Below are 13,683 nucleotides of genomic sequence, written 5' to 3' on the forward strand. Positions count from 1 at the left end.
ATGACTAGTTTGCACGCCGACGAGGCTTTCCTCGGCCATTACCAGTTGAGTCATGACCCTTTTTCTCCACGGGTGCCTGGCTTCAAATTCTTCCCGGCCCAGCGCAAGCCGGTGCTGGGACAACTGCATCACCTGGCACGCTATAGCCAGTTGCTGCTGGTCGTCACCGGCCCGCAAGGCAGTGGCAAGACGCTGTTGCGTCAGGCCCTGGTGGCCAGCACCAACAAACAGTCGGTGCAGAGCGTGGTGGTTTCCGCCCGTGGCGCCGGTGATTCGGCCGGCGTGCTGCGGCAGGTGGCTCAGGCGCTGAACGTCGCCCAGGCTGAGATCGGTGCGATTCTGGCTCAAGTGGTGCAGCTTGCACTGACGGGGCAGGAAGTCTATTTGCTGGTGGATGACGCCGAGCAACTCGACGAGTCCGCGCTCGAAGCCTTGCTGGCCCTGGCCGCCGGTGCGCCGGAAGGTCGCCCACATGTGTTCCTGTTTGGTGAATCGTCGCTGATTGCTCAACTGGAGGCGCTGAGTCTCGAGGAAGAGCGTTTCCACGTCATCGAATTGCAGCCTTACACCGAAGAAGAAACCCGCGAATATCTGGACCAGCGGCTCGAAGGCGCCGGCCGGGGTATCGAACTTTTCACTGCAGATCAGATCTCTGATATTCACGAAAGCTCCGACGGTTGGCCTGGCACCATCAACCAGGTTGCCCGCGATGCAATGATCGAAGCCATGATTGCCAGCCGCTCAGCGGTGAAGCGTCCAAGTATGGGGTTCAACATGCCGAAGAAACACGTATTGGCGATTTCCGCCGTGGTCGTGGTCGCGGTAGCCGCCGCCTGGTTGATGCCGGGTCGCACCAAAGCACCGACCACTGGCGCACCTGTCAACGAACAGGCGCAACTGCCGCTCGGCCAGGGCACGCCACAACCAAACAGCGGTGGCGCGCCCGCCGTCGAATTCGCCGGTAACTCGCAACCGATGCCATTGCCGCTGGTCGGCAACTCGCAGCCGGTCATGCGTGGTCCGTTGGCCGAAGCCGCCGGTGGCATCACTGAAGGCGACGACGGCGTGCCGGTCGAAGGTTCGAGCGCTACGCCGCCGACCGTGACCACGACTGCGCCGCCTGCCGGCATCCAGCCTGGCCCGGCACCGACACCTGCCGCCAAGCCTGCGCCTGCTCCGACTCAGGTCGCGACTGCCAAGCCAGTCCCGGTTGCGCCTGCCGTCAAGCCAGCTCCAGTGCCAGCCAAACCAGCCGCCGCCGCTGCCGCCAAGCCTGCCGAGAAACCAACCACCGTGGCCAAGGCCGCTGGCGGCACCTGGTACGCCGGGCAAGCGCCGGGTAACTACGTGGTGCAGATCCTCGGCACCAGCTCCGAAGCGGCCGCGCAATCCTTCGTCAAGGAGCAGGGCGGCGAGTACCGTTATTTCAAGAAGGTCCTCAACGGCAAGCCGCTTTACGTCATCACTTACGGTAGCTTCGCCAACCGCGATGCTGCCCTTAGCGCCATCAAAGCCTTGCCAGCGAAGGTTCAGGCTGGTAAACCTTGGCCTCGCTCCGTCGCCAGCGTCCAACAAGAACTGGCAACAGCTCGCTGATGATTCGGCGGCCTTACCCAGGCCGCCTCTCCCGGCACCTCAAAATTTTCCGCAAGTAGCATGCTGCCCTAGAGGCCGCGTGCCTTGTGGTGTCTGCGTCACAGTAGTCTTTGAGTCGTTGCGGTCAAAATTAAAAAAGTTTTGACTAGCACAGCATATCGCTTTAAACCTTTCACAAATGCGACATAGATTTGCGACATTTCGTCGTCAAATTTGTGAGCCTCTGTGTCGGTGTGTACAATGACCTCCCTTTTGCCCCCGCAAAGCTGGCGTACGTTCGGCGCGGATGGTAAGTGGCTGAATTGAAAAGAAATTTGCCTCGACAAGAGGCAGCCTGGTGAGAAAGTGTCTATGAAAGCAGGTCTGTACCAACCAGATGAATTCAAGGATAACTGCGGTTTTGGCCTGATAGCCCATATGCAGGGCGAGCCCAGTCATACCCTTTTGCAAACGGCCATCGAGGCCCTGACCTGCATGACCCACCGCGGTGGGATCAACGCCGACGGCAAGACCGGTGACGGTTGCGGTCTGCTGATTCAAAAGCCGGATGTGTTCCTGCGAGCCATCGCCCAGGAAACCTTCGGCGTCGAACTGCCCAAGCAATATGCGGTGGGCATGGTCTTCTTCAACCAGGACCCGGTCAAAGCCGAAGCCGCTCGCGAGAACATGAACCGCGAGATCCTCGCTGCAGGCCTGACCCTCGTCGGCTGGCGCAAAGTGCCGATCGACACCAGCGTCCTCGGCCGTCTGGCCCTTGAGCGCCTGCCGCAGATAGAACAAGTGTTCATCGCCGGTGATGGCCTGAGCGATCAGGACATGGCCGTCAAGCTGTTCACCTCCCGTCGTCGCTCGTCCGTGGCCAACGCCGCCGACGCCGATCACTACGTCTGCAGCTTTTCGCACAAGACCATCATTTATAAAGGCCTGATGATGCCGGCGGATCTCACCGCCTTCTATCCAGACCTCAGCGACCAGCGCCTGCAAACCTCGATTTGCGTCTTCCACCAGCGCTTCTCCACCAACACCCTGCCGAAATGGCCGCTGGCTCAGCCGTTCCGCTTTCTCGCCCACAACGGCGAGATCAACACCATCACCGGCAACCGCAACTGGGCCGTGGCCCGTCGCACCAAGTTCACCAATGATCTGATGGATCTGGAAGAGCTCGGCCCGCTGGTCAACCGTGTCGGTTCTGACTCCTCCAGCATGGACAACATGCTCGAGTTGATGGTCACCGGTGGTATCGACCTGTTCCGTGGCGTGCGGATGATCATTCCGCCTGCGTGGCAGAACGTCGAAACCATGGACCCGGACCTGCGTGCGTTCTACGAATACAACTCGATGCACATGGAACCGTGGGACGGCCCGGCCGGCGTGGTAATGACCGACGGTCGTTACGCAGTGTGCCTGCTCGACCGTAACGGTCTGCGTCCAGCGCGTTGGGTCACCACCAAAAACGGCTTTATTACCCTGGCCTCGGAAATCGGTGTCTGGAACTACCAGCCTGAAGACGTGATCGCCAAGGGCCGCGTTGGCCCGGGTCAGATCTTCGCCGTGGACACCGAAACCGGCCAGATCCTCGACACCGACGCCATCGACAATCGCTTGAAGTCGCGTCATCCGTACAAGCAATGGCTGCGCAAGAATGCCCTGCGCATCCAGGCGACCATGGAAGACAACGACCACGGTTCGGCTTTCTACGACGTCGACCAGCTCAAGCAATACATGAAGATGTACCAGGTCACTTTCGAAGAACGTGATCAGGTGCTGCGTCCGCTCGGCGAGCAAGGCTACGAAGCCGTTGGCTCAATGGGCGATGACACGCCGATGGCCGTGCTGTCCCAGCGCGTGCGCACGCCGTACGACTATTTCCGCCAGCAGTTTGCGCAGGTCACCAACCCGCCGATCGACCCGCTGCGTGAAGCCATCGTCATGTCGCTGGAGATCTGCCTCGGTGCCGAGCGCAACATCTTCCAGGAGTCGCCGGAACACGCCTCGCGCGTGATCCTCAGCTCGCCGGTCATTTCCCCGGCCAAGTGGCGCTCGCTGATGAACCTCGATCGTCCGGGCTTCGAGCGCGCGATCATCGACCTCAACTACGACGAAAGCGTCGGCCTCGAAGCGGCAATCCGCAACGTCGCCGATCAGGCTGAAGAAGCGGTGCGCTCCGGTCGTACCCAGGTCGTGCTGAGTGACCGTCACATTGCCCCGGGCAAGTTGCCGATCCACGCGTCCCTGGCCACCGGCGCGGTACACCACCGTTTGACCGAGAAAGGCCTGCGTTGCGACTCCAACATCCTCGTGGAAACCGCGACGGCTCGCGATCCGCACCACTTTGCAGTGTTGATCGGTTTCGGCGCCTCGGCGGTCTATCCGTTCCTGGCCTACGAAGTGCTGGGCGACCTGATCCGCACCGGTGAAGTACTGGGCGACCTCTATGAGGTGTTCAAGAACTACCGCAAAGGCATCACCAAAGGTCTGCTGAAGATCCTGTCGAAGATGGGTATCTCGACCATCACGTCGTACCGCGGTGCGCAGCTGTTTGAAGCCATCGGCCTGTCCGAAGAAGTCTGCGACCTGAGCTTCCGTGGCGTTCCGAGCCGCATCAAAGGTGCGCGTTTCGTCGACATCGAAGCCGAGCAGAAAGCCCTGGCCGCCGAAGCCTGGAGCCCGCGCAAGCCAATCCAGCAGGGCGGTTTGCTGAAGTTCGTCCACGGTGGCGAATATCACGCGTACAACCCGGACGTGGTCAACACCCTGCAAGCCGCTGTGCAGCAGGGCGACTACAGCAAGTTCAAGGAATACACGGCGCTGGTGGACAACCGTCCGGTGTCGATGATCCGCGACATGTTCAAGGTCAAAACCCTGGACACGCCGCTGGACATCAGCGAGATCGAACCGCTGGAATCGGTGCTCAAGCGCTTTGATTCCGCGGGCATCTCCCTCGGCGCCTTGTCGCCGGAAGCTCACGAAGCCCTCGCCGAAGCCATGAACCGCCTCGGTGCGCGTTCCAACTCCGGCGAAGGCGGCGAAGACCCGGCGCGTTACGGCACCATCAAGAGCTCGAAAATCAAACAGGTTGCGACTGGCCGTTTCGGTGTGACCCCGGAATACCTGGTCAACGCTGAAGTGCTGCAGATCAAAGTCGCTCAGGGCGCCAAGCCCGGCGAAGGCGGTCAGCTGCCAGGTGGCAAGGTCAACGGTCTGATCGCCAAGCTGCGTTACGCAGTGCCCGGCGTGACCCTGATTTCGCCGCCACCGCACCACGACATCTATTCGATCGAAGACTTGTCGCAGCTGATTTTCGACCTGAAACAAGTCAACCCGAAGGCTTTGGTCTCGGTGAAGCTGGTTGCAGAAGCGGGCGTCGGCACCATCGCTGCCGGAGTGGCCAAGGCCTACGCGGACTTGATCACCATCTCCGGCTACGACGGTGGCACCGGTGCATCGCCGCTGACCTCGATCAAATACGCGGGCGCGCCGTGGGAACTCGGCCTGGCCGAAACCCACCAGACCCTGCGTGGCAACGACCTGCGCGGCAAAGTCCGGGTACAAACCGACGGCGGCCTGAAAACCGGCCTCGACGTGATCAAGGCTGCCATCCTCGGCGCTGAAAGCTTCGGCTTCGGCACCGCGCCAATGATCGCCCTGGGCTGCAAGTACCTGCGCATCTGCCACCTGAACAACTGCGCCACCGGCGTCGCGACTCAGAACGAGAAGCTGCGCAAGGATCACTACATCGGCACCGTCGACATGGTGGTGAATTTCTTCACCTACGTCGCCGAAGAAACCCGTGAGTGGCTGGCCAAGCTGGGCGTGCGCTCCCTCGAAGAGTTGATCGGTCGTACCGATCTGCTGGACATCCTCGAAGGCCAGACCGCCAAGCAGCAACACCTGGACCTGACGCCGTTGCTGGGTAGCGATCACATCCCGGCAGACAAGCCTCAATTCTGCCAGGTCGAACGCAACCCACCGTTCGACAAAGGCCTGCTGGCCGAGAAAATGGTCGACATGGCCACTTCGGCCATCAACGACATGAGCGGCGCCGATTTCGCGCTGGACATCTGCAACTGCGACCGTTCGATCGGCGCGCGGATCTCCGGTGAAATCGCTCGCAAACACGGCAACCAAGGCATGGCGAATGCGCCGATCACCTTCCGCTTCAAAGGGACGGCCGGTCAGAGCTTCGGTGTGTGGAACGCTGGTGGCTTGAACATGTACCTGGAAGGCGACGCCAACGACTACGTCGGCAAAGGCATGACCGGCGGCAAGCTGGTCATCGTTCCGCCGAAGGGCAGCGTCTACAAGACTCAGGACAGTGCCATCATCGGCAACACCTGCCTGTACGGCGCCACTGGCGGCAAGTTGTTCGCCGCCGGTACCGCGGGCGAGCGTTTCGCGGTGCGTAACTCCGGTGCTCACACCGTGGTGGAAGGTACAGGCGATCACTGCTGCGAGTACATGACCGGTGGTTTCGTCTGCGTGCTGGGCAAGACCGGTTACAACTTCGGCTCAGGCATGACCGGCGGTTTCGCCTACGTGCTCGACCAGGACAACACCTTTGTTGACCGGGTCAACCACGAACTGGTGGAAATCCAGCGGATCAGCGGTGAGACGATGGAAGCCTATCGCAGCCACCTGCAACGCGTGCTGAACGAATACGTCGAGGAAACCGACAGCGAGTGGGGTCGTAACCTCGCTGAAAACCTCGATGACTATCTGCGTCGTTTCTGGCTGGTCAAGCCCAAGGCTGCCAACCTGAAATCGTTGCTTTCCAGCACCCGTGCCAACCCGCAGTGATATGCGCCTGAAGAGTTTGATGAGGTTTTAACAATGGCTGAACGTCTGAATAACGACTTCCAGTTCATCGATGTCGGGCGCAAGGATCCGAAGAAGAAACTGTTGCGTCAACGCAAGAAAGAGTTCGTGGAGATCTACGAACCCTTCAAACCCCAGCACTCGGCCGATCAGGCTCACCGCTGCCTGGGTTGCGGTAACCCGTATTGCGAATGGAAGTGCCCGGTGCACAACTTCATTCCGAACTGGCTGAAGCTGGTGGCCGAGGGCAACATTCTTCAGGCCGCCGAGCTGTCGCACCAGACCAACACCCTGCCGGAAGTCTGTGGCCGGGTGTGCCCGCAGGATCGTCTGTGCGAGGGTGCCTGCACCCTTAACGACGGCTTCGGCGCGGTGACCATCGGTTCGGTCGAGAAGTACATCACCGACACCGCGTTCGCCATGGGCTGGCGCCCGGACATGTCCAAGGTCATACCGACCGGCAAACGTGTTGCAGTGATCGGCGCAGGCCCGGCAGGCCTGGGCTGTGCCGACGTGCTGGTACGCGGCGGCGTGACCCCGGTGGTGTTCGACAAGAACCCGGAAATCGGCGGTCTGCTGACCTTCGGCATCCCCGAGTTCAAGCTGGAAAAGACCGTGCTGAGCAATCGTCGCGAAGTCTTCACCGGCATGGGCATCGAGTTCCGTCTGAACACCGAAGTGGGCAAGGACGTGACCGTCGAGCAACTGCTCGAAGAATACGATGCCGTGTTCATGGGCATGGGCACCTACACCTACATGAAGGGCGGCTTTGCCGGTGAGGATTTGCCGGGCGTGCATGACGCGCTGGACTTCCTGATCGCTAACGTCAACCGCAACCTGGGCTTTGAAAAGTCGCCGGAAGATTTCGTCGACATGAAAGGCAAGAAGGTGGTGGTACTGGGTGGCGGCGACACGGCGATGGACTGCAACCGTACGTCGATTCGCCAGGGCGCCAAGTCGGTGACCTGTGCTTATCGTCGTGACGAAGCGAACATGCCGGGCTCGCGCAAAGAGGTGAAGAACGCCAAGGAAGAAGGGGTGAAATTCCTCTACAACCGCCAGCCAATCGCGATTGTCGGCGAAGACCGCGTCGAAGGCGTGAAGGTGGTCGAGACCCGTCTCGGTGAACCGGACGCCCGCGGCCGTCGCAGCCCTGAGCCGATACCGGGTTCCGAAGAGATCATCCCGGCTGATGCCGTGGTCATCGCGTTCGGTTTCCGTCCAAGCCCGGCGTCGTGGTTTGAGCAGCACAGCATCCAGACCGACAGCCAGGGCCGCGTTGTGGCCCCGGAGCAAGGCCAGTACAAGCACCAGACCAGCAACCCGAAAATCTTCGCCGGTGGCGACATGGTTCGCGGTTCCGACCTAGTGGTAACGGCGATCTTCGAAGGCCGTAATGCCGCCGAAGGGATCCTCGATTACCTGGGCGTCTAACCCGCGCTCCTGAGCTGAAATGCAGTAACCCTGTGGGAGCGAGCCTGCTCGCGATAGCGGAGTATCAGTCAACCGATGTATTGACTGACACTCCGCTATCGCGAGCAGGCTCGCTCCCACAGTTGTTTCTCAGTGTTGCTAAGTTCCGGGTTTTCACCGCGACAAATTGACCCGATAGACAAAAGGCTGACCTGCAACCGTGCCTTTTGCGTCGCGCTCTGAGAAAATGCCCGCACTTTTTTTCCGGATGCCGACATGACTGCCCTGAAGAACGACCGTTTCCTTCGCGCCCTGCTCAAGCAACCCGTAGACGTCACGCCTGTCTGGATGATGCGTCAGGCCGGTCGCTACCTGCCGGAATATCGCGCCAGCCGTGCCAAGGCCGGCGACTTCATGAGCCTGTGCATGAACCCGGAGTTCGCTTGCGAAGTCACGATGCAGCCGCTCGACCGTTATCCGCAACTGGACGCGGCGATCCTGTTCTCCGACATCCTGACCATCCCCGATGCCATGGGCCAAGGCCTGTACTTCGAAACCGGTGAAGGTCCGCGCTTCAAGAAAGTCATCAGCACCCTGGCTGACATCGAAGCACTGCCGATTCCTGATCCGCACAAAGACCTCGGCTACGTCATGGACGCGGTCAGCACCATCCGCCGCGAACTGAACGGCCGCGTGCCGCTGATCGGCTTCGCCGGCAGCCCATGGACCCTGGCCACCTACATGGTCGAAGGCGGCTCGTCGAAAGACTACCGCAAGACCAAAACCATGCTCTACGACAACCCGCAAGCCTTGCACCTGCTGCTGGACAAGCTCGCGCAGACGGTCACCAGCTACCTCAACGGCCAGATCATGGCCGGGGCGCAAGCGGTGCAGATCTTCGATAGTTGGGGCGGCAGCCTTTCGGCGGCGGCGTACCAGGAATTCTCCCTGGCCTACATGCGCAAAATCGTCAGCGGCCTGATCCGCGAACATGAAGGCCGCAAAGTGCCGGTCATCCTGTTCACCAAGAACGGCGGCCTGTGGCTCGAAAGCATTGCTGATGCTGGCGCTGACGCGTTGGGGCTGGACTGGACCTGCGACATCGGCAACGCCCGTGATCGCGTCGGCAGCAAAGTCGCGCTGCAAGGCAACATGGACCCGACCGTGCTCTACGCCAAGCCAGAAGCCATTCGCACCGAAGTCGGCCGCATCCTCGCCAGCTACGGCAAGGGCAGCGGCCACGTGTTCAACCTCGGCCATGGCATCACCCCTGAAGTCGACCCGGAACACGCTGGCGCCTTCCTGCGCGCGGTGCATGAACTGTCGGCGCAGTATCACGAGTGATCGTCGCGGGTTAACAAACACCCGGTTTTAAATGTGGGAGCGAGCCTGCTCGCGATAGCGGTAGATCAGTCAACAGAGATGTTGAATGTGAAGCCCTCATCGTCGGAACGCCGCCCGGAGCAAGCTCGCTCCCACAGTGTTTGTGGTGGGCCGAATTCAAGCCTTCACATTTTCCAGCGGCGGCAACTTCGCCAGCTTCAACGCCACCAGCAGCGCAATCACCAGCAACCCGCCAATGAACAGCCCGATCCCGTTCCACCCGCCCATGTGCCAGAAAACCCCGCCCGCCGTCCCGGCGATGCTCGAACCGGCGTAATAGCTGAACAGATAAAGCGACGATGCTTGCCCTTTGGCCTTGATAGCACGGCGGCCGATCCAGCTACTCGCCACCGAATGGGCGCCGAAGAAACCGAAGGTGAAGATCAGCATCCCGATGATCACCACCGGCAGCGGCGTGAACATCGTCAGGGCGAGGCCGGCGATCATCAGCACGATGGTCGCCCACAGCACTTTGCGACGGCCGAGTTGGTCGGCCAGGGCACCGATTTTCGCTGAGCTGTAGATGCCCGACAGGTACACCACCGAGAGCAGCCCGACGAAGGCCTGATCCATGTGGTACGGCTCGGCCAGCAGGCGATAGCCGATGTAGTTGAAGAGGGTGACGAACGCGCCCATCAGCACGAAGGCTTCAAGGAACAGCAGCGGCAGGCCGGCGTCGCGAAAGTGCATGGTGAAGCCGTCAATCAAACTGCGCGGGTGCAATGAGCGGGCGCGGAAGTTGCGCGACTCGGGGAGGATTTTCCAGAACACCGCCGCCGCGATCAGGGCCAGGCCACCGATCACCAGCATCGCCGTGTGCCAGCTGACGAAGTCGATCAACACGCCGGTGATCAAGCGTCCGCACATCCCGCCAATCGCGTTGCCGCCGATGTACAAACCCATGGCCAGGCCGATGTGCTGCGGGTGGATCTCTTCACTCAAGTAGGTCATGGCGACCGCTGCCAGACCGCTCAACGACAACCCCACCAGCGCCCGCATGACCAGCACACCCTGCCAGCTCGGCATCATTGAACTGGCAATTGTGCAGAGTGCGGCGGCAAACAGCGCGGCGACCATCACCGGTTTGCGCCCGATGCGATCAGAGATCGGGCCGGTGATCAGCAGACCAATGGCGAGCATGCCGGTGGCCACCGACAGGATCAGGCTGCTCTGGGCCGCATTGATGGAAAATTCGTGGGACAACAGCGGCATCATCGGCTGCACGCAGTAGAGCAAAGCGAAGGTCGCGAAACCGCCGGAGAACAACGCCAACACCGTGTGCATGAACATCGGTGTGCCTTTTTCGATGTAGATCTCCTTTAGTTCGGCGACAACATCGTCCACCGCTGCGGGCGGAACTTCATGGGCAAGTGGGGCGACAGCAGTTTTCACTTCGGACCTCGGAGGGCGCAGCCGGTCAGGCAATGAAAAAAGCATATAGCTGCCTAATGATTCAATCCAATATATTGTTCGACCTGTTTGATAGGTTTAACGACCTAATGGAGTTTTCATGGAATTGCGTCACCTGCGCTACTTCATTGCTGTTGCCGAAGAACTGCACTTCGGCCGCGCCGCCCAAGTGCTGGGCATCTCGCAACCGCCGCTGAGTCAGCAGATTCAGGCGTTGGAGCAGGAGGTGGGCGCGCGGTTGTTCGAACGCACCAATCGTCGGGTCGAGCTCAGTGAAGCCGGCCGGCTGTTTCTGGAAGAGGCGCGGCTGGTGTTGGCGCAGGTCGACAAGGCGGCGGATGTTGCACGGCGGGCGCAGCTGGGTGAGCTGGGTGAACTGAAGATTGGCTTCACCTCGTCGGCCCCGTTCAACTCGACCATCCCTCAGGCGATTTTTTCGTTTCGCCAGCGATTCCCGGCTGTGCACCTGAACCTGCGGGAGATGAGCAGCACCCAGGTCGCCGATGCGTTGGTGGATGAGTCGATTGAAGTCGGAATCATGCGGCCGCTTGGGTTACCGGACTCGCTCAGCGTGGTGGAGCTGATGCGTGAGCCGCTGGTGGCGGTGCTCAGTTCGAAGCATCCATTAGTGACCGATAGTGAGGAAGGCTTGTTTCTGTCAGCTCTGGCTCTCGAACCCTTCGTATTTTTCCCACGCAGTTATGGCAGTGGTCTGTATGCGCAGTTGCTCAGTTTGGCGCGGGATGCGGGGTTTAGTCCGCACTTTGCTCAGGAGGCAGGCGAGGCGATGACGATCATTGGTCTGGTGGCGGCGGGGTTGGGTGTTTCGGTGCTGCCGGCGTCTTATCAGCGGATGCGCATCGAAGGGGTGGTCTATCGGCCTCTGCTCGATCCAGAGGCGGTGTCGGCGGTGTGGCTGGTGCAACGCAAGGATCAGAAGTCGCCGATGGCCAAGGCGTTTGTGGAGTTGTTGACGCGTAAGGTTGAGCCGCTGAAGGCGTGACTGCTTCGCAGTCATTCGCGAGCAGGCTCGCTCCCACAGTGGATGGGTGGTGGAACAAAAATCGGTTCACACCGCAAATCCCTGTGGGAGCGAGCCTGCTCGCGAAAGCGTCCGCAAGTTCACCAAAAAAGGAGCAGTTACCGATGCCATAGCGGACGCTTCGCTGAAGGGTGTAGGACATTTCCGAACTACCTTGAACAGGCCACAGCGCCTTGCGGCATTGCCTACAACTACTCCAGAATCCGCCGGCTTGTGCGCTTTGGGGGCCATCGGTAACTTCGTTCGCATCACTGATTTCCAGTGATCGGGTTTAGTAGCCCGGTTTTCCCTCCCAAACGAATGCACAAACGTCGTTCAGTCAGGCATACGCCTGCACTTAATGGTAGCTGTGCGCATGGCGCCCTTGGGTGCGCCGGATTTGGGTCGGTGTCCGGTCTACTAACTTGCGCACAGCTGCCACCCTTCCGTTTAGTAGCGAGACAGGTTGCGGCACTACTAACAGGAAGACCTTCCCAATGTTCAAGCCAACTCCGAACCCGCCGGATTCCGAAACACGCACGCCAAGCAAAATCTTCCTCATCGCCCCCGATATCGACAACCAAACCTTGCTGGAATACGCCTGTGAATCCCTGGCATCAGCGAATGTCATGGCGAGCGATTTCGCGAGGTACCTGAAAGGATCGCAAAGCAACACACTGCTGGGGATTCAGCAGTCGATCATGCTGGGAGAATTGGCGGTGAACCGGGTGTTGGATAACCTCGATCCACTCTGAGAGACCCAACCGATCGTTCCCGAAAGGGGCTTGTGAGACTCTGAGGATCTTGGGTAACCAGCCATCGCAGAGCCAGACAGGTACAGGGCGATGACAAGCCGACCTGTTTGTGAAGGGGCGCCGAAAGGCGCCCTTTGTCGTTTTTGGCGTTACTGAAATCGTTGAATGACGCGATTCATGACCCGCGCAGTAAGATCCGCGAGGCAGTTACGTTGATTGAATGGCTGACGCCATAGCGCTTCAAGGTTTTGTTGGGCACGGCCGATAACCGTCGTTGGACTCATCAAAACTATGGAGATACAGGATGTTCAAGCAGATAACCTTCACCGCTTTGCTGGTATTGACCGCTCTGACCGGTGGTTGTGCTTCGGTAAAAATGGCTGATGACAGCCAGGACGCTCAGGCCAAGACCTTCCAGGTCACCCCGGACAAAGCCAATATCTACGTTTATCGCAACGAGAGCATGGGTGCAGGCGTGAAAATGCCGGTGGCACTCAATGGCAAGCCGGTAGGGCAAACCGTCGCCAAGTCTTACCTGATGTTATCCGTCCCGGCCGGTCAACAGACCCTGGTGTCTTCGGCGGAAAACGATTCTGAACTGAAACTCACCGCAGAGGCTGGCAAGAACTACTTTGTCTGGCAAGAAGTGAAAGTGGGCTTCATCAAGGCGCGCAATAACCTGCAAGTCGTCGACGACAAGACAGGCCGCGCTGGCGTCGCTGAAAGCAAATTGATTCAAGCTCAGTAAGCGACTGGGCCACCCCCTGCGTAAATCGCGGGGGTGGTCCCGTTCACTGCACCCGTACCAAATCCCCGCGCAACGCTACTCGCGCCACAAACACTCCGGCCCGGCACTCATAGGTGTTCAGGTCTTTGCGCACATGCTGATCGTAAAAACTCACGATGTTGGTCACCGCATTCGCTCCGACCCGCTTTGCCTCTGCTTGCAACTCGATCAACGTTGATTGCACTGCCCACTCACAGGCATCGAAATCGCTCTTGTTGGAGGCATTAGTGGGCCAGTCGCTGACGACATTCGTGCGCAACACTTGAAGGTGCTCGGTCGGTCCGTTGCCGGCCAGGTAGAATCTCACGCTGCCATCGAGCCGCCCGGCGCGAATCGCATTGGACAGGACTGTCTCAAAAGGCATGTACATCAGATTGGTCGCCTGGCTGGCACTGGGCAGCAGGCCGAACATTAACGCGGCGATCAGGGCTTTCACTTGCATGGTCATCTCCTTGACGTGAAAGAGAACCGCGAGTCATGCGACGTATCAGCGTTTTCGGTTC

At 59.9% G+C, this 13,683-nt stretch carries 9 protein-coding genes; 7 read left to right on the forward strand and 2 right to left on the reverse strand.

Features of this window, described 5'->3' with window-relative positions; genetic code table 11:
• From ACA056_RS01905 to hemE, 4 genes are all read left to right on the forward strand, one after another.
• Entirely contained in the window at positions 1-1,596 is a 1,596-nt protein-coding gene (locus ACA056_RS01905) for an AAA family ATPase (protein WP_497270080.1), read from the forward strand.
• A 351-nt stretch (positions 1,597-1,947) separates the two neighbouring features.
• Positions 1,948-6,393: a glutamate synthase large subunit gene (gene gltB / locus ACA056_RS01910; RefSeq protein ID WP_497270082.1), complete on the forward strand. Its 4,446-nt coding sequence runs from the start codon at positions 1,948-1,950 to the stop codon at positions 6,391-6,393.
• Between the two features lie 33 nt (positions 6,394-6,426).
• Entirely contained in the window at positions 6,427-7,845 is a 1,419-nt protein-coding gene (locus ACA056_RS01915) for an FAD-dependent oxidoreductase (RefSeq protein WP_008149580.1), read from the forward strand.
• Between the two features lie 255 nt (positions 7,846-8,100).
• Entirely contained in the window at positions 8,101-9,168 is a 1,068-nt protein-coding gene (hemE, locus tag ACA056_RS01920) for a uroporphyrinogen decarboxylase (RefSeq protein ID WP_283182629.1), read from the forward strand.
• A 156-nt stretch (positions 9,169-9,324) separates the two neighbouring features.
• Here hemE and ACA056_RS01925 read toward each other — a convergent pair whose 3' ends face one another.
• Entirely contained in the window at positions 9,325-10,551 is a 1,227-nt protein-coding gene (locus ACA056_RS01925) for an MFS transporter (RefSeq protein WP_497273479.1), read from the reverse strand.
• Positions 10,552-10,717: 166 nt separating this feature from the next.
• Here ACA056_RS01925 and ACA056_RS01930 point away from each other — a divergent pair, with 166 nt between their 5' ends.
• From ACA056_RS01930 to ACA056_RS01940, 3 genes are all read left to right on the forward strand, one after another.
• The gene (locus ACA056_RS01930) at positions 10,718-11,620 is read left to right on the forward strand and encodes a LysR family transcriptional regulator (RefSeq protein WP_046045626.1); all 903 of its coding nucleotides are present in this window, start codon (positions 10,718-10,720) and stop codon (positions 11,618-11,620) included.
• Positions 11,621-12,135: 515 nt separating this feature from the next.
• Entirely contained in the window at positions 12,136-12,393 is a 258-nt protein-coding gene (locus ACA056_RS01935; protein ID WP_497270085.1) for a DUF6124 family protein, read from the forward strand.
• Between the two features lie 304 nt (positions 12,394-12,697).
• Positions 12,698-13,141: a DUF2846 domain-containing protein gene (locus tag ACA056_RS01940; RefSeq protein ID WP_497270086.1), complete on the forward strand. Its 444-nt coding sequence runs from the start codon at positions 12,698-12,700 to the stop codon at positions 13,139-13,141.
• Between the two features lie 43 nt (positions 13,142-13,184).
• Here ACA056_RS01940 and ACA056_RS01945 read toward each other — a convergent pair whose 3' ends face one another.
• Entirely contained in the window at positions 13,185-13,622 is a 438-nt protein-coding gene (locus ACA056_RS01945; protein ID WP_497270088.1) for an excinuclease, read from the reverse strand.
• Between the last annotated feature and the right edge of the window lie 61 nt (positions 13,623-13,683).

The sequence above is a fragment of the Pseudomonas sp. LBUM1666 genome, assembly GCF_059695775.1.

What these genes read in the sequence shown, in the direction of transcription:
- gltB (WP_497270082.1), top strand. Translation starts at nt 1,948, where the DNA reads ATGAAAGCAGGTCTGTACCAACCAGATGAATTCAAGGATAACTGCGGT.
- ACA056_RS01930 (WP_046045626.1), top strand. Translation starts at nt 10,718, where the DNA reads ATGGAATTGCGTCACCTGCGCTACTTCATTGCTGTTGCCGAAGAACTG.
- ACA056_RS01905 (WP_497270080.1), top strand. Translation starts at nt 1, where the DNA reads ATGACTAGTTTGCACGCCGACGAGGCTTTCCTCGGCCATTACCAGTTG.
- hemE (WP_283182629.1), top strand. Translation starts at nt 8,101, where the DNA reads ATGACTGCCCTGAAGAACGACCGTTTCCTTCGCGCCCTGCTCAAGCAA.
- ACA056_RS01935 (WP_497270085.1), top strand. Translation starts at nt 12,136, where the DNA reads ATGTTCAAGCCAACTCCGAACCCGCCGGATTCCGAAACACGCACGCCA.
- ACA056_RS01915 (WP_008149580.1), top strand. Translation starts at nt 6,427, where the DNA reads ATGGCTGAACGTCTGAATAACGACTTCCAGTTCATCGATGTCGGGCGC.
- ACA056_RS01940 (WP_497270086.1), top strand. Translation starts at nt 12,698, where the DNA reads ATGTTCAAGCAGATAACCTTCACCGCTTTGCTGGTATTGACCGCTCTG.
- ACA056_RS01945 (WP_497270088.1), bottom strand. Translation starts at nt 13,622, where the DNA reads ATGCAAGTGAAAGCCCTGATCGCCGCGTTAATGTTCGGCCTGCTGCCC.